Source organism: Paenibacillus macerans (genome assembly GCF_050565405.1).
GTDB classification, from domain to species: Bacteria; Bacillota; Bacilli; order Paenibacillales; family Paenibacillaceae; genus Fontibacillus; species Fontibacillus macerans_B.
Genome location: NZ_JBNYYG010000026.1, coordinates 14,904 through 32,887, shown reverse-complemented (window position 1 = coordinate 32,887; position 17,984 = coordinate 14,904). Strand labels below are relative to the sequence as shown.

General features: G+C 46.1%; 13 protein-coding genes. All 13 read right to left on the bottom strand.

Features of this window, described 5'->3' with window-relative positions; genetic code table 11:
* Positions 1–337 precede the first annotated feature (337 nt).
* Entirely contained in the window at positions 338–5,329 is a 4,992-nt protein-coding gene (locus tag ACQ4N8_RS16295; protein WP_430705434.1) for an S-layer homology domain-containing protein, read from the bottom strand.
* 154 nt (positions 5,330–5,483) lie between these two features.
* Complete coding sequence (locus tag ACQ4N8_RS16290) at positions 5,484–5,909, bottom strand: hypothetical protein (protein WP_430705402.1); 426 nt, start codon at positions 5,907–5,909, stop codon at positions 5,484–5,486.
* A gap of 222 nt (positions 5,910–6,131) precedes the next feature.
* Complete coding sequence (locus ACQ4N8_RS16285) at positions 6,132–7,577, bottom strand: extracellular solute-binding protein (protein ID WP_430705401.1); 1,446 nt, start codon at positions 7,575–7,577, stop codon at positions 6,132–6,134.
* Between the two features lie 235 nt (positions 7,578–7,812).
* On the bottom strand, positions 7,813–10,158 hold the full coding sequence (locus ACQ4N8_RS16280) for a helix-turn-helix domain-containing protein (protein ID WP_430705400.1): 2,346 nt from the start codon (positions 10,156–10,158) through the stop codon (positions 7,813–7,815).
* A gap of 176 nt (positions 10,159–10,334) precedes the next feature.
* Positions 10,335–11,996: an ABC transporter substrate-binding protein gene (locus ACQ4N8_RS16275; protein WP_430705399.1), complete on the bottom strand. Its 1,662-nt coding sequence runs from the start codon at positions 11,994–11,996 to the stop codon at positions 10,335–10,337.
* Between the two features lie 46 nt (positions 11,997–12,042).
* A complete protein-coding gene (locus ACQ4N8_RS16270) occupies positions 12,043–12,924 on the bottom strand; it encodes a carbohydrate ABC transporter permease (protein WP_430705398.1) in 882 nt (293 codons plus the stop codon).
* Positions 12,925–12,938: 14 nt separating this feature from the next.
* A complete protein-coding gene (locus ACQ4N8_RS16265; protein WP_430705397.1) occupies positions 12,939–13,970 on the bottom strand; it encodes an ABC transporter permease in 1,032 nt (343 codons plus the stop codon).
* A gap of 406 nt (positions 13,971–14,376) precedes the next feature.
* Positions 14,377–14,793 (bottom strand): glycosyl hydrolase family 65 protein, encoded by a 417-nt coding sequence (locus tag ACQ4N8_RS16260; RefSeq protein ID WP_430705395.1) that lies wholly within the window; start codon positions 14,791–14,793, stop codon positions 14,377–14,379.
* Between the two features lie 12 nt (positions 14,794–14,805).
* Positions 14,806–14,982, bottom strand: a complete 177-nt coding sequence (locus ACQ4N8_RS16255; RefSeq protein WP_430705394.1) for an MGH1-like glycoside hydrolase domain-containing protein — start codon at positions 14,980–14,982, stop codon at positions 14,806–14,808.
* Between the two features lie 73 nt (positions 14,983–15,055).
* Positions 15,056–15,490 carry a protein-tyrosine phosphatase family protein gene (locus ACQ4N8_RS16250; protein ID WP_430705393.1) on the bottom strand — a complete coding sequence of 145 codons (435 nt, stop codon included), beginning with the start codon at positions 15,488–15,490 and terminating at the stop codon, positions 15,056–15,058.
* A gap of 27 nt (positions 15,491–15,517) precedes the next feature.
* A complete protein-coding gene (locus ACQ4N8_RS16245) occupies positions 15,518–15,796 on the bottom strand; it encodes an adhesin (RefSeq protein WP_430705392.1) in 279 nt (92 codons plus the stop codon).
* A 5-nt stretch (positions 15,797–15,801) separates the two neighbouring features.
* Positions 15,802–17,562, bottom strand: a complete 1,761-nt coding sequence (arsA, locus tag ACQ4N8_RS16240; protein WP_430705433.1) for an arsenical pump-driving ATPase — start codon at positions 17,560–17,562, stop codon at positions 15,802–15,804.
* A 19-nt stretch (positions 17,563–17,581) separates the two neighbouring features.
* Positions 17,582–17,941 carry an arsenite efflux transporter metallochaperone ArsD gene (gene arsD, locus ACQ4N8_RS16235; protein WP_430705391.1) on the bottom strand — a complete coding sequence of 120 codons (360 nt, stop codon included), beginning with the start codon at positions 17,939–17,941 and terminating at the stop codon, positions 17,582–17,584.
* Positions 17,942–17,984 lie beyond the last annotated feature (43 nt).

Here is a 17,984-nt window from a genome sequence, read left to right as displayed (position 1 = left end):
CGGCCTTTGCCTTCATAGGGCTAAAGGCAGGGAAGATGATCATAGCCGCAACCAGAAGAACAAACCACTTTCTGAAATTGGATTTATTCAATCGCACTATTATTATACCTCCTTTAGAATGACATCCGTTTTCAAACCAACCATGAATGAATCCGTTTTCAATAATAGATCCGTAATCGCCTCCTATTAATTCATATCGACCTGTGACGCGCGTATCCGCCTATCCGAATTCGTTCACATGTAACTCACCCCCTTTAAATCGCAAGACCGACATAAGTTTGCTGCCTTGTGCCGGCCCGGCGCATTGGCTCGCCAAGCCGGCAGCGATTGAACAGTTTTAGCTAAGTTCGCTAATTAATCGGTAAATAACGGCTGCGGTTTCCGCGCGCGTCGATGCTTGTTTCGGGCCGAACGTGCCGTCCTCGTAGCCAGTGATCAAGCCGGCGGCACGAATCGCGGATACGGCTTCTTTCGAATATTCAGCGATGGAGCTCTCATCGCTGAAAGATGGCACCGAATTCCCCGCATCGCTGTATTCGACTTTTGCAACCTTGCCCGCCCGATAGATCATAACCGCCATTTCTTCTCTCGTGATGATATCGTTCGATTCGAACAGCCGATCCGATTTGCCCGTAACGATGCCAAGCGAGTACGCAGCGGCTATAGCGTCGTAGGACCAGGTGCCGGCCCGCACATCTTGGAACGAAGGCGCGACCGACGAAGATTCGGCCTTCAGGCTCAGCGCATTCATGAGCATTTGCAGGAATTCCGCCCGCGTCACCGAACGCCCAGGCTGAAATGATTCCTCCGTTACTCCTTTCAAGATTTGTTTGGCTGCCAGCGAAACGATCATGTCCTTCGCCCACGAGGCAGAATCAAGATCCTCGAACGATGCCGGTGCGTAGACGATCGCAAATCGGCTGAAGTGCTCCGGAACGAAAACCATTTCGCCGGAATCGGAATCATAGCGGCTGTTTTTGACAACGTGCATTTGATCCGCATCGTCGATGTAGTAAATGACAAGACCTGCCGGATCCTCATCGCTACGCGGCGAATAGCTCAACGATACTGTAACCGAGTTGTTGAAGGCAGGTACCTTGTTGCCGTCGACACGAAGATCCAGATCGTAGACGTCGCGATTCCCGATGACCTCCGTTACCTTTTCCGGTAAAGCGGCCTGGTCTACCGGTTGGATGCCCAGGCTCAGTTGCTTGCTGTCCGTCCCAAAAATACTCGAAGCGCCGCCCGTCGAGATGGCGATTCGGACTCCGTTATGTTCGATGGCGATCGTTTGAACGGCCTTTTCGCCTTGCACGATGCTTTGGATAGGTAGAGAAAAGTCTGTTCGGCCGGAGGTGTCCCCGGAGTCGATCTTAAGCTGAAGAACACCGGTTGTATTGTTTGCGAGAGCTGCAGCAACGTCTTCCTCTGTCAGTTCGACCTTTACATTGCCAGCAACATCCGGCGTCGCTTTGACAATCGTTTCTCCGCCGCTATACGTTAGATCGGCCCCTGTCATGGAAGGCGGCGTCACAGAGGTCGAGCTCGAATTTGTCGTCGGCGTCACAGGGGTCGTGCCTGGATTCGACGGCGATGACGCGGCTTCTACCGTCACCTCGGTCGTCGCCATGAACGAGCCGTCGACCGTTGTTACCGTGATCGTCGCCGTGCCTGATTGCTTCGCTGTTACAACGCCGCTCGCATCGACTTCGGCAATCGCCTCATCGCTCGAGCTCCACGTCACGCTCTTGTTCGTCGCGTCGCTCGGCATTACCTCTGCCGTCAGCGGCGAGGTCTCGCCTTCCGTCAGCGTCAATTCGCTCGGCGTTACTGCCACACCCGTCACTTTTACGACCGTCGGCGTAGGCCCATAATCCACAATCCCGTGAAATCTCACCTCGGACATATTGCCGAACCAGGCATTCCCATTGTAAATACGGATGTACCGGTAAGAAGAATTGTCGGTAATCCCCAAGCTCTGCCAGTCTTTCGTGGAGATCGCTTTTGTCGAGATGGTCGTCCATGTCACATTGTCGTTGGAGCCCTGAATAACCGTGCCGTTGATTCGGGTATAGTATCCGTCTTGTCTGGCCAATATTTCCACATATGACAATTGCGCATGACCGCCTTCCTTGAAGTCAAATTCGACCCACCCTCCGGCTCCATTGCCATTCAAACGGTAGTCGGTTATCGTGTTCGGATCGTTATCAAACAAGGCGTTCGCTATGGCAATCGCGTCTGTCGGTGCTCTGCCATAGGAATCGGTCACATTCGTAATGGATGTCACATCGCGGATCAGATCCGATTCATCGGTCAGGATCAATTGAGATCCGTCGGTGGTGAAGATGGTTTGCATGGCATCGACTCCGTCCACCGTCTGGTAATCGAGCTTAAAGCTCACGGGACCGAGGGCCGTCCCGGCTCCCATCACCGCTTCCGCCGTCCAGTTCAAGTTGTTGTCCGAATACACCGCAGCGGTTACGCCTTGGATCGTAGCCTGAACATTCCGAATCGCTTCCGTCGATTGGAAGGACAATTTCGCCGTATCTCCAATGACGATGCGTCCTCCATATGACTGATCCGAGCCAATAGAAACATTGGAAAGCTTGTTGACGACTTCATGGCGCTGCCCGAAAATCCGGAGCTCGCCTAGTTCTTCTATGGCAACACCGTCCGAAGATTTATCGAATAAATCATCGTGTGTTTCAATCATTTGGAATTTAAAAAAGCGAAATGGCATGTCTTGGAGGTCTTCCTGTACCGTTAATGTCTGCGGTTGTTCCGTTACCGTAGTAATACCTGGCGTCAGCCGCGTCCAATCCGCTTTATCATTGGAGCCATATACGGTGATTCCGGCTCCACGCTCAGGAAATGCGGCCCGCGGCTGAAGCTGGAAAGATTGAGCCGAAACTTGGAAGCTGGGCCCAAAATCGAAAATAGCCGCTAAATCCGCTCCGCCGATCCACGTATCATAGGTTCCATCTGTCACATAATACGGATCGAAACTGGGCAAAAAGAGCAAGTCCCGGTAAGCGACACTGCCATCATCACCTAACGGTGTCAATTCCTGCAGCCCGTTAACGGCTTCGAGCAGATCCGTTAGCTTCTCGTAAAAATCCGCATCCGTCGCGCTTGCGATCACATTTTCAATATCATCATATACGATCTCGAAGGAATCAAGCGTCGAACTAACATAATCGGTTCCCGGATTGTAAGTTGCGCTCACCGCATTGACTGCCGATTCGCGGTCATTCGCGACAACGATGGTAACGTCTCTCGTGGACACGGTTGTACCGTCCGACACTTCAATCATCATATTGTAAGTGCCCGCTTGCGTCGGATTCCAGGAGAATGCACCGGTATTGTTATCGAACAAGACCCCTTCAGGCGCATTGTCGATCTGATAGGTCAAGACATCCGAGGCGGCCGCATCCACTGCCGAAAAGTCAAGGTCGAAGCCGACTTCGGAGCCGACATATCCATACCGCTTCAATGGAGCGTTGCCGTCTGTAAACACCGGCGGAGACAGTTGGGACTGAGCGCTGACATTAATCTTGTCTATATCGACCGTCGTGCCGTTTCCGATCACCGTGAAATAAGTAAGATCGGCAAGGCTGGCATATTCATTGATCGTATAGTAAACATATCTCCATTGCCCTTTGGTGTCCGGCAACGAAATCGTATCGTTAAAGGCTTTAAGTTTAGCCGTTCCATCGGTCCGGATTCTGATCCCGATTTCTTTGGAAGTGCCGCTGGAACCGACAAGCGCAATTTTGCTGCCCTCTTCCGTTGCCATGATGCGGACAAAGAAAGTGTTCTCTTCTTGCATAGTAACCGAGTTATTGTCAAGGGCAGTGTACCGATCCTCAACCTCTCGCAAATCCGGATCGGATACAGGCTTCGGTAAATACTCGCTTCCTTCTGCCTCCGCCTCCTTCGGGATATAGAGCCAATATTCCCCTCCGGCATCCTGTGAATCCCAGTAGAAAGGCTGCCTCATATGAAACATCTCGGAGAAATACGGAGCAACCTCCTCCATATTCAACCCTTCGGCATACTTATAATAGTAGTACAAATCGTACATATTGGCGCCCGGACCGCTAAGTCTTCCACGATAAGCCGGGCTGATGGTGTTATAAAGAACCTCTGGATTGCCGCTTGCATCCGAATGCGCAATCGCCGGGATCCAGGGCGTGTCATAGCCGAGCATATAACGGGCAAAATAGTCGGTTCCCTTCAGGATACGCTTATCCAGGAAGTCATATGGGGTTACAGCGTCCGAAGCCGTGGATACCGTTCCGGTAACCGGATCCACCTTGCTTCCCTGGGCCGACATTAGTCGACTTATGATGGATACATTGATAATATCGCCGGTGCCATGGGCTTGATCTCTACCCATCTCAACAATCTGCACTTGCGGTTCTTCAACCGCTTCTCCCGTTTCCTCATTCGTATCCATCCATCTGAACAACTGCTTGATGGAACCATTCTGACCTTGGTCAAGAGCGGTTTGATTGACGGTAAACCATTCGACCGCCTCATTATACCGCTCCCGATTGCCGGTGAAGATATAACCGGCCATGGAACCAATCAGCGGATACAGATGCTGGTTCATGAAATAATTGTTATCGTGATTAAAGGTATCGGTGATCGGATTGATCAGGTTGTTCGAGAAATCCTGGGTATCTTGGTCCGTCCACACGAGGCTCGGATCTTGCGTACTTGTATATCTCAGAATTTCCGCAGCACTGACCATACGATACAACGCCATCCCCGTATGAATATGCCCATCAGGAAAATAAACATATTTCGATGGATCCATTTGAGACCAGATGCGAATGATATGGAGAGTATTGCTCCGATAAACTTCGTCGCCGGTAATGTAGTATAAAAGAGCTTGAGTGTAGGCTCTCAGTCCATCAGTCATAAATTGGGATTGAATCCCAGTGCCATTGAAAGCATTGTTTGCCGGCAAATTAGGATCCGCGGCGCTTTGATTGGCCGATTCTACCGTCTTTGATGATGCCGAGGACTTTAGCATGTCATTGAAATACGTATTCCAAGGTTCTTGCTGCGCTCGAACCTCCGTTCTTGCATTCTCCAAAATCTCCTTTGTGAGTCCGACGCCCGGATGAATGAAATCGCTTTCGTCAATGAATTCAGTAATCTGCGGCAAATAACCCGTAAAGATTGAGCTAGTTGTCTCATTCTCCGCCGAGGCCGTTCCTGACATCTGGGGCAATAATGCAACTATGCAGCAGATTGATATAGAAATGGATATCAGTCGCAAAAATTCTTTTCGAAATCCGCTACGATTTCGCAATTTCATTAAATTCACTCCTCCGGTTTATCAGTTGATTTTTTTGATTGGATGACTCAACGTGTTAAGTCTGCTAGACGTGTTGCCGAGATCTAATCCTTATCCGCTCGATCAGCGTATGATGGCGAATCTCACCTCCCTTCGTGGAGCTATAGAATGAACTTCAGCTAAACTCAATATCATTCGCATGCGGTCCGATATGAAAGTGTTCGGCATCCGGACCCGCAATGTATCGATCGTTGATCCGCAGGTTTCGAAACCGAACTCCTTCCACGAGCCGAGAATCGTCGAAGCCCTGGATCAAAGACGGTTCGCATTCTCCATGGAAGGAGATATTCTCGAATAAAATGTTTTCAGCCTGCTTGCCCGGTTCCGGGTTGTATTTCGGGTTAAAGAGGACTCGAATGTCAAATAAACGCCCAAGCTCGAACGGCTCTACCCGCATATCATGCATATCTACCTTTACGTTGTAACTAATCAATCGCTGCCATTCCCCGGACCCTTGTCGAACCCGGACGGTAAAATTCGAATTTCCGGCCGCTTCCGGAGGAGCCGGATAAGCGATCGAGCGTTGTTGTTCCTTCTGCATGGTTAATCCCCCTCGATGACTCTATTCCTAGAATGGGGTTTGACGACGTTTTCGACCAGAACGAATTGTGACGAAGTCGTTGATTTTGAACAATTGAGATACTATAAAATTTGTCTTTTTCTTCAAAAAATGATGTTTCGTTGCAAATGATAATAGGCTGCCGATGATCGGCAGCCGTCACGTATTTCGATATGTCGTATTCCCCGCCAGGGCGGTGCTTGGTTACTTGCCGCCAGCATCCAAATAAGCTTGTACCTGTTTAATGACCTCTTGCCGTATCGTGTCCAGACCTAAAGTGCGCCATTCCTTGTTCTGTTCCCTCGCGTAATCCTTCCAACCCTCAACCATGCCGGTCATGAGCAGATCGGAAGCTTGCAGCATAGCCGGTTTGACCTTGGCGATTTCCGTCGCTACTGGCGTAGAATCAAAGACAAATCCCGATAATGGAAGCTGGTAATAGCTGCCCTTGTCCCTTGCCCATTGCGTGTAAGCCAGTGTCTGCGGATCGTTATCCGTCAAGATACGGGACATGGATGGATTATTCGTTAGTTCATAGCCTGGAAAGCGGTAATTGGATGAGTTGGCCGTCAGCTTATAGCCCATGGCTCCGCTCTCAACCCAATGTTCGCCTTCAATTCCCAGTTCGAACAAATCATGATTTGCTTGACTGCTAAAGAGCCAATCCAGAAATTTCATCGTACGATCCGTATTCTTGGAGGTGACCGGAATGACCAGGCTGTTATTGGCCCGGAACGTGTTGCCGATGGATGCCGGCTGCTTATCGCGTTGAGACTGACTCCCGACAAGGAACGGCTCGTAATCCGCCCCAGGATCGAGACGCTGCAAGTCCTGCCTGTTTGCGGCCATCTTGGAAATGGTCGTGTCGGCAAGCGACGCCTCCTTGATTAAGTCCAGCGAATCTTCCGCTTCGGACGACAACGGATTCGCATTGTTATATTTTCGAAATTGAACCCGGGTCTCAAAATGTCCGTAAATGGCGTCATGGGAATTAAAAGGAGCCGGAAAGTTGGCAAATTCCAAGTCGGGATCGCCGATGGTCGCGGCGCCAATGACCTTCTTCCCGTCCTTGGACAGCGCCACGCTGAACGGAATGCCGCCCGTGAACGAATCTGACATAATTGGCGCTAATCGAATGTCGTCGTGCCCTTTCGCATCAGGCAGGCCCAATCGAAAGATGCCTCGGATGCCGATCGCCGCCGGAGTATCATCCGGATATTGTTCCAGTACTTTATCGTAATAATCGGTTAGGTCATTCATCGTTTCCAGCGGCTTCATGCCTAGCGACTCTCGAATATCCTTCCGGATCGCAATGATCGGCGGGTCGTAATAGGAATCGAACAACGGAATCGTATAGATATGGCCGTTGATTTTATTGTCATCCATCATTTCCTTCGGAAACGCTTTCTTCAATCCTGGATAATCATCATTGTTAAAATACTTGTCCAATTGTTGATAATAGCCCATGTTCACATTATTGAATAAATTTTTGGTCCATGGCGCATCGAACATCAGGTCGACGGGCTCACCGGTAGACATCCTTAACATCATTTTTTGTTCATACTCAAGGTAGGGACTAAACTCGAATTGAAGCGTGGTGTTTAATGTTTGACGCGTTAATTGATCAAACCTTTGTACAATTTTATCCATGTCTACGGGTTCGTCGCCGAACAGCATTACTTTCAAAGTGACCGGATTGGGAACATCCGATACCAACGGTTGCGAGCCCTGTAAATTTGACCTGTTCGCATTCTTTTGAGGGCCATGGGATAAGCAAGCGGACGCGAGCAGATTTATGCAAATAATTATAATCAACCCCAGAGCAAGTCTGAACTTTTTGGGTTCCATTTGTATCTCCCCCTTATTTGTGGAACCGATCAAGTCCTCACCCCATCGCCAAGGCTTCCAGTTTATGCTCCCTGCGATAATGATCAGGTGTCATGCCCACATGCTTCTTGAATAACACATAGAAATAGTTCGTATTCTCAAAACCCACGTTTGCGCCAATCTTCCTTGCAGGATCATCTGTTTTGATTAGAAGCTCTTTGGCTTTTTCCACGCGAAGCTCCGCAAGATACTGAGAAACGGAAATACCCATCTCCTCTTTGAATAATCGTCTCAAGTAGTTTGTGGACAGGCCCACGGATTGAGACATCCGATCAACCGATAGATTATGATCCAAATAGTTTTCGTTCAGATAATCAACCATGGCCGCAACGGTCTTGCTATTCTTGGATTTGGATTCCTGATTGCGATGCTTGATGATCCGGTTGCATAGCTCAAGGTACCATGCTTCCATTTGTTCCAATGTGTCAAACTGCAATAATTCTTGCTGGCAAGTATGGATCTCCAAGACGCCTGCCTGTTCGAAGCTTGGAATGCTCTTGACTACTCGGATTGTCATGATAAGCAGTTGAATAAGGGAATGGATAATCTCATCATGCTCAAACGCCAACATTTCTGCAAAAAATTCAGACGTATATTCTTTAAGGGTCTCCATATCTCCGACTTTAAGATTGGTCATAATTTGCTTCTCCAGCGAATTCGGATATTCATACTCTCTAGATTCCGCCGACATCCGATCGTCGTAGGACAGGATGCTGTTGGTACCAAATATCAATCGATATAGGGCGGCTTGATAGGCGCTATCCCTGGATTTACGCAGCTGTCCCATATTGTGCGCGACAGTACCAATCCCCGCAGTAACGCTTAACTTCAAAAATCTTTTTGTGTTTTTTTGTATTTCGGCCAAAAAATCCCTTAAAACGCTTACATGTGCTTCTGCGTCGGTGCCAATATTGAACACTAAATCCAGGGAGTCGTATCCATTCCAAATAACCTCTAATTTATAAGTACTTCCAACGATCTCCTGACTGATATTCTGTATGGCGTATTTGAACAACGAAAGGTCAACCGTATCATATTTCTGTGAGAGATCATGGAATCCGTCAATTTTGAGCACGCAGACCACATAATGATCAAGGGCCGACCCAATTTGCAGATTTTCCATCGCCCTCCTCAATTCCTCATTATTGTTAATGGTCCCATTGAGCACAGACCGAAGAAGATTTTGTCTTCGCACGGGTACAGATCGATTGAAGTCCGTTTGCAAGGTCTGTACTTTGCCTTCCAATAACGAGAATGATTTGTTTAGCAAATCATATTCGTTCAGGTTGGCCTTATCTTTATTCTCTGTTGATGCTTTGATTCGATTAAGAAGATTAGAGATCGGTGTATAAATAATCCTTGTAAAAAAGGCCGATGTAATCGTAATGACAAGAAAACAAGCCACAGTCAGAATAAGTATAAAATTCTGCAGGGTATGGACACTTCCTAACAATTGGCTCTTTTCTGCGAATACAATGAAACTCCAGCCTAGATTATCCGATTTCACATAAGAAATGCGATAGGCTTTACCTTCGACCTTCTGATCCATCTCTCCATTCTTGCTTGTAGAACTTAAAATCGTTGAAAAAAACGGTTGGATTGATGCGTTGTCGTAAGACCAAACATCCGGCTCGGAAATGATGAGACCTTGATCGTTAATAATCATCAACTTGTTCGAACCTGCATCATTGCCTTTCAAAATCAGCGATTGAAGCATCTTCTGGTCCAAGTTCAACACCATGCTGTTTTGTTCTTGATCCGAACCTCTCTTTGAATAGACAATCGATACATAGCTCTCATTGGTCACCTTGTTTGCATCTGTTGAATAGGACAGGGTCGCCGTTCGCGGAATAAACAATCCGTTCCTTGATGAATTTTCCTCTTTCAGAAAATTTGTCATACCTGGATCAAAAAAATGATCGATCGTGCTGAAAGCCTTGGCCGAATTGAACACAGTGTCAGTATTGTAATTGTAAACATAAATAGACGCCACCAATGGGTTTGCATTTTTAAAATCCTCCAACTGGCTGTTAATGTCATAAATTTCCTGGGTAGTAAAGGAGGTTCCATTCAACGCTTTAGAGATCGACACATTATTCAAATAAAGTTCGGAATAATAATTGTACGTAAAGGTAAGCAAAATATCCGTCGTGTTATAGGTTTGATTCATCATTCTGGATGAGGATTCCTCAACTTCCTGCGTCATGTTCGAGGAAACCTTCATGAGCACCAGATACGAAAAGCAGCTGACAAATAATAAACCGATCAACACGTAAGAAAGAATGATTTTAACCAGCATATTTTTCATCCGAAAAACGGTCACGAACTTTCTTATTTTTCTCATGTTAAACCACCCACCAGATGAATTAATGTGCACTCGTATTATACACTCTACCAACACCTAAATGGGAGCTTTGGTTTGTTTGAAAATCATCAAACTGTTTGAAGTCTGTTGATTTCCAATAAATAATGCCTGCACAGACACTAGAGTCCGTACAGGCATTGGCGTTAATGGATTATTTAGTTCTTTTGAGCAAGGAAGGCATTGATTTGTTTCGTTAATTCATCTTTTATTTTTTCTACACCCGCATCTTTCAGATCCGCATTCATCTTTGATAAGTTTTCATTAACGTCGCCAAAACCGGAGAGCAAGAACGGTAAGTAATTAGCGATAACGGTATTGCACTTCGCAATTTCATTTTTTACCGGTTCCTGTTCAAATATAAATCCTGCAAGCGCATTTTTCTGATACGAATCCGGATTAAATTCAAATTGATAATATTGTTGGAGCTTATCCGGCAATCCTGCAGGTATTCTGTTTAACGTCGGGTTCCAAGTCAACTGGTAACCCGGGAACAAGTAGTTTTGGGCTGCGTCAACCCCATCCGGAAGCTTCCACTGATCGTCTCCCACAGCCTCCCAGTTCGTCCCTTCGATGCCGTAAGTAAACAAGTCATTGTTTTGCTGGCTTGAGAAGATCCAATCCAGAAACTCCATCGTTCTGTCAATGTTTTTAGAACTAGCCGGTATGGCCAGGAAATTCCATGCCTTGCCGTCCGTAGATTGACTATGTGGTATCATTTCCTGATTGTTCTTAAAGATCGGCCAGAAATCAAGCTCTGCGTTTGCCACTTGCGACTTAACTTTGGCTTCTTGCGACTGGAAATTACTTAACGTTATGAATCCAGCAGCGACTTGTTTTCCTGTCCCAGCCGTATTGGACAGGGCATCTGCCGGAATAAACTTGTTAAATCGTTGAGCTTGCTTAAATTCATTCAGGATGTATTCTTTTCCGTATTGCGGATTAATATTAGCCCATTCCGAATCCGGATCTCCATAAGCGGCCACGCCTGCCACGGATTTCTCGTCATCCGCCAATTGCACAAGAATGTAGTTTAATTTAGGGTTGGCGCCACCTGTAAACGGGAACACTTTTCCTTCCAGCTGCTGTGCGTTGATGTCGGTAAACATTTTAAAGAAAGCATATGTTCCGTAATTTCCAAAAGGTTGCATATCTTTTTCGTTTTGGCTTACTTTGTCCAGGAAGTTATATAAATCGTCATAACTGTTGATCTCACTCATGCCATACTTATCCAACAAATCTTTGCGATACCAAACACCTTCCATATCCATAAATGAATTTGTAATCGGAATGACATAACTCTTGCCATAGAGCTTATTGTCATTAACATATTGTTCTGAAAATGCTTGTTGAAGTCCGGGATACTCGGGGTTGTTAAAGTATTTACTCAAATCCGCAAAGGCGCCGTCCTGAACGAATTTTTCCATACCATTCCCGGTTGAAGCATACATGAGGTCAATGGGTTCACCGGATGACAACCATAACTGCGACTTTGCAGCATAGTCGACAGGGGGCGTAAAGCTAATGTTTAAGGTCGTATTAAGTGTGTCCTTCGTCTGTTTCTCAAATTCCTTAATGACGGGATCCACATTTCGATAGTGCGTATTATCATCTCCAAACAAATTGATATTAAGCTTTACCGGGTCCTTTTGCGCGGTTTGCGCATTGCCGTTATCCGACGAATTTGTTGACGCAGAACCGGCATTACCGCTTGTACTGCTTGCATTTTGAGCGCTGTTGTTCGACTGACATCCGGCTAATGATGCCGCAAATATGGCTGCAGCAAGCGGCAGCGCCATTAATTTCAGCCTTTTTTTCATGTTTTTTTCCTCCCCTGATTTTATATACTAAACCGCAGATGCGGGCTTAGCCTTTTACAGCACCAACCACTAATCCTTTAATAAAGTACTTTTGAATATATGGATAAACAAAGATAATCGGACCTACCGTGACAACGGCAGTTGCCATTCTGGCCGTATTGCTTGGAATTAGCGTATTAATCGGAAGTCCTGGTATTGCATTCATTTGGTTGGCATAATCGATTCCTCTCAATACCTTCATGATGAGGTATTGCAAAGAATAGAGGTCAGGATTGTTAATATAAAGCGTGGCCGTAAACCATTCATTCCAGAAACCAAGCGCATAGAACAATCCGATCGTCGCAAGTGCCGGTTTGGCTAAGGGAAGGACAATTTTAAACAAGATATAGATGTCATTTGCTCCATCTATTTTGGCCGACTCAGCTAACGATTCAGGAATTTGTTTGAAGAAATTCCTTAACAGGAACATATTAAAAGGATTAATTAACATCGGCAGAATATAAACTAAAATATTGTCCTGAAGGTGCAAATATTTGGATTGCAAAAGATAGGTAGGGACCAAGCCGCCGTTAAACAACATGGTAAAATACACGAAAAAGGCAATCTTATTTCGATGAGTGAACGTTCTTACGGAAAGCGCGTAAGCCATAGCACTGGTAAAGATAAGGCATAGGATCGTACCCAGAATCGTGAAAATGATCGTTACCTTGTACGCGTTAAATATTGTATTGTCTTGAAATACTACCTTATAAGCGAATACCGATAGATGTTTTGGGATAAGAGCAAAGCCGGTTTGCTGCACTGATTTTTCGTCCGAAAATGAACTGGATACAATAAGGATAAACGGGATAATACAAAATATAGAAAATGCCAGCATGAACAGATAAGAAAATAGATCGATCCATTTACCATCCTGCTTCCTTTCCATTCTAATCCTCCCCACTAAAAAATAGATGAATCCGGATCGTACTTTCTCGCCAACGCATTCGTTAGGAAGACGATGACAAAACCTACAAATGATTGATAAAGACCTATAGCCGTAGACATGCCCATATCATTCATCTGCCTTAGCATTCTGAATACATAGGTGTCAATGACATCGGTAGTTGAATACAAATTAGGGTTATCCCCTACAATCGCATAAATCATGCCCAAATCCCCATGAAAGATGCCGCCGATGCCAAATATGGTCAGAAGGATGGCTGTTGTTCTAAGCTGCGGCAGGGTGATCTTTGTAATACATTTCAAGCGGCTGGCCCCATCAATTTTGGCTGCTTCGTAAATTTCCTGATCAATGCCTGCTATTGCAGCCAAATAGATAACCGAACCGAAACCTGCTCCTTTCCATATTCTTAATACGACAAGGATTCCAACCCACAAGTGCGGATTCGAATAAAAATTAATTTCCTGTCCTTCTTGGATAAATCCAAGCGCTTGTAAGGTGGTATTCACAAATCCCACATCTGTTGAAAGCAAAGCATAAACGAACATAGAAGCGAGTGTCCAAGAAATAAAATTAGGCAAAATGACTATAGATTGCGTGATTTTCTTATAATTCTTGGATCGGATTTCAGATAATACAAGGGCAATCAAGATCGAAAAAAACAGTCCGGAGAGAATGAACAAGATGTTTAAGAATACCGTGTTCAAAGTTACGATCAGCCAATCCTTTGAAGTGAAAAAATATTCGAAATTTCTCAGACCCACGAATTCACTTTTGAATAGTCCTTTGATGGGATTAAAGTTTTGAAAGGCGACAACGACCCCGACCATTGGCAAGTACTTAAAAACAATGAAATATAACAGACCTGGCAGAACTAACAAGTATAGATAGAAATTCTGCTTTAGATCCGACAGGAGGGTCTTTTTTTTCTTTCTGACGACCTTGCTGTCGGCATTCAAAGCCACATTCATCTTCAACATCCTTCCTATATCCATTTTTTCATTAGAATCGACATCGCCACGACCGTCCACAATAATAAGGCTCCTTCTTACCCCCTTGCTAAGTTGACCGAATGATGAACGCTGTACTCGAGTCAGCCAGAATTTTGTCTTGTAGGGCTACTATCGCAAAGTTCCGATGCTTTGAATACTTTAAGAAGCTTCAAACTCAACGAATTTGAGCCATTTGTGCTCTTTAAAAAGCAACAAATTGATTTAAAAGTACGACATGATTTACCACGTCCCCGCCTCTTTTCGATAGGACATAAAACCCCCGGCTTGATGTCATAGAGGACATCAAGCCGGGGGTCTGAAGTTGTTGCGAGTGGTTTTTAGCGAATGCTTATTTAATTGGTTTCGACAGAACGGTTGGGCAAGAAATTAACCGCGAAAATAGTAAAGACTCGTATACTATTCGTGAGGATAGTGTCTTCTTATCCTAAAATTCTGATGGCAGCTTCTTCAACGGAATTTCAAATGGGGCATCTCCAAGATCTCCTGCCGCGCATTCGTTACCATCTACATATATACGAAGTCCCTTTCCTTTCCCATAACGCGTTCCATCCCGATCATAGGCTACGGTCACTGTATGTCCGTGATAATCCAACTGATCCAAGCAGAAATAGTTCCAGGCTTCCTCCGGTACCAGCGGTCGTACCACAAGTACATCATCTTCGCGCGGTCGGATACCTATAAGACCGGTGATGACTAAATCATTAAAGGTGGAGTGATTTAATCCTTGCCCCGTTCCGTCCTCCCTTGTGCGGTAATGGCTTTTTGCATAGGTGTTTAGCAGATTAAAATAATCCGCTTTACCGACGATTTCTTGGTCATAATCGTTCAGGAGGTTAGCCATTACCGATCTGCATCAACATCGGAAAAACTCCCGATGCTTCGGAGACTCCAGAGGGACCACTTTAAAAAATCCCGCCTGTTGATCCCATAACTTCTCCTGTACAAGCTCCTTTAGGCTTTCCGCCTTCCGGATAAACCTTTCTTCTGTTTCCAGATCACCGGCCATGCGAGCAGCTTTAGCTATAGCCAAAGCGTCATCGCTGACGATATTCTGTTTTGAGCCAAAAAAGAAGCCTTCAATATCAGGCTTCTTTTCTGAATGATTAGTTCCGATTCGAATATATCGTTCTTAGTGCATCACGCATTTCCGGTTTTATCGCAATTTCAGAACGAATGGACTTGACCAAGCTTTCTGCTTCTGCAACACTGGATGCTTGGCCGAGTTCAAGCATCAATCCGGTAGCTACAGTCCCTGTGCGATTACGGCCACCAGAGCAATGAAAATACACTTTCTGATCATGGTCCAATCCTTGTTTAATCGCTTGAATGGCTCCTGCGATCGAAGTTTCTTGTCCGCTTGTATCTTCGACAATTGGGTAATGATGCCGCATAACCCTTTTCGGGAAATCGTTTGGCTCCTTACCATCATCCCTTAAGTCATACACATCGGTAATGTCCTCGTTCCGCATCGCTTCCTGCAATCCATCAATTCCACCAATAAATACTTTGCCTTTAACCAGTTCATGGTAATGAGCCATGTTTTCTCTCCTCTCCATATATCCAGCTTAGCAGCAGTTGCTTCCGCCGCTAATCACTAACCCTGCACCTTCTTCATCTTGTTCAAGATCCAATGTCACTTGGCTTACCAATTCTTCAACTTGAGGATCGATCGCTACCTCAATATCATTGATGCTTTTTACAATATCCGTTTCCTGAGCGTTTTCGAGCGTCAATTGAAAGCTCGGACCGCAGCAACCGCTAGCAAGAACAAATCGCAGCGTCGAGACTCCGGCTTCTTTCATCATTTCTTCAATATAACTTTTGGCTCCATCTGTAATAACCAAGACACTCAACCTTTCATAATCAGTTTATTCAATTGATCGTATCCTTTTATTTGATCCGGCTCCCATGGAATGATCACCGTATAGTGGTTTGAAGTTTCATCAATGTCCCGTATCCAGGAGTGCTCTGCCAATGCCCTGCTTTGTAAGACCGGATCTGTCGTCCCAACAGCAGCAAAACTTTGATTAATAACCCACCATTTTGTCGGTATGCCGGCACGTTTTAAATCATCATTTAATCGAACAGCCTCATAATAGGGAGTCGCCTCAGCTAAAGTGACGATGACCACACTGGTTTCTTTCGAATTTCTCAAACGAGGTAACAACTTTTGAACAGATGGCGGTATCTGACCGGATGACCGCTCAATTTCCTTATGGTATTCCTGAGTGGCATCGAGCAGCAACAAGGTATGACCGGTTGGAGCTGTATCGATCACCACGATTTCCTCCCCGCTTCGGTCTACCAATTCGGCAAAGGCTCTGAAAACCGCGATTTCCTCCGTGCACGGTGACCTTAAATCCTCTTCCAGGTATGCGAGTCCATCCTCATCAAGCAAATCCTTGTTTTGATCGATGATTTCCTCCTGGTATTTTTGCACTTCCACCTTGGGATCAATCCGGCTCACCGTGATATATTCAGTATCCTGAATGACAGAACCAAGATGTGCGGCCGGATCCGTCGTACTCAGATGTACCCGATGACCACGTTCAGCCAGCCCTACGGCAATCGCTGAGGCAATCGTCGTTTTCCCCACGCCTCCTTTTCCCATGGTGAAGACCACGCGGGTTCCGGCCGAATCCAAGTCTTGAATGAGTTTTTGTATGGACGGTATAGACAACTTTTGATGTACAGCTGGAACCGTTTCTGGGACATCGGGATCAAAGAAACGGCGCAAATTCTGCAGCCCGGTTACGTTAAAAGGAGCCATAGGAATTTGGTAAGTCGGAAGCGCCTGGATCACCGACGGAATTCGCTCCATCGCTTCCAACTGTCTTTCGTAAACTCCTTTAGATACGGGATCGTCCGGTTGATGTTGATTCAGAACACCGTTGATCACGAGAATTTGGCGATGAATACCGATCCCTTTTAATTCGACAGACGCCCTCGCCGCCTCGGTAAGCGGGGATTCGTCCGGTCTGGTGACGATCACCAGCATGGTTTGTTTCTCATCCGTTAAGGTTTGGACCGTTTGCTCATAAACTTTCTTTTGATTTTGCAAGCCGGCAAGCGGGCCTAAACAAGAAGCTCCATGCGTGCTCTCGTTCAGAAATCCGCTCCAAGCCGTGGGAAGTTGCAAGAGTCGCAGCGTATGGCCCGTCGGTGCAGTGTCAAACAGAATATAATCGAATCGATCCTTAAGTTCCTGATCCGTCAAAAGAGCTGAAAATTCATTAAACGCGGCAATCTCAACAGTACAAGCGCCCGATAATTGCTCCTCCATCGTGGCAATCACCGTGTCAGGCAGTTTCCCTCGATACGGCTCGACCATAGATGCTTTGTATTCCGCTGCCGCGGTTTCGGGATCCAAATTTGCGGCATATAGGTTATCCGCACCATCTACCTGAACAGGATGATTCGTAAACGACATGCCAAATACGTCCTGCAAATTCGAAGCCGGGTCCGTGCTGACCAATAACACCCGCTTACCGGAATCGGCTAAAGAAATGGCCGCTGCGCAAGCCGTAGAGGTTTTCCCTACCCCGCCTTTACCAGTAAAGAACAGGTAAGGAGTTAGTGGTATCGACTGTGGATCAAACCGAGTTGGCATCTTCAAATCCTTCTTTCCTTTACGGTTGTACTTTGATTTCCAGACGAACCCTTGGTTTCTTGATGAGTTCATCTTCGGATAGTCCCGTCCAAGCGCACAGCTCTTCATTGCTTGGATAGTTTCGCTCCTTAACCACTTGTCCGTCCACGATGACAATCGGCAACACATCCGGACCTTTGTCGGAGAGCAACTGCTCCACCAATGGGTTAGCCACAAAAGCCGCAGGTTCACTTGCCAAGTTATAACGGGTCACGCTATATCCTTTTTTGTTCAAATTGTTTACCGCGATGGAAATGCGGATCAACTCAGGATCTACGCCAGGGCCACAAACGCCCGTAGAGCAACACATCGCCGGATCATAGATTTCCATGTTCTTCATACAAAGACACGCTTCCTTTCCCATAGAAAATAGCCGAGAAACC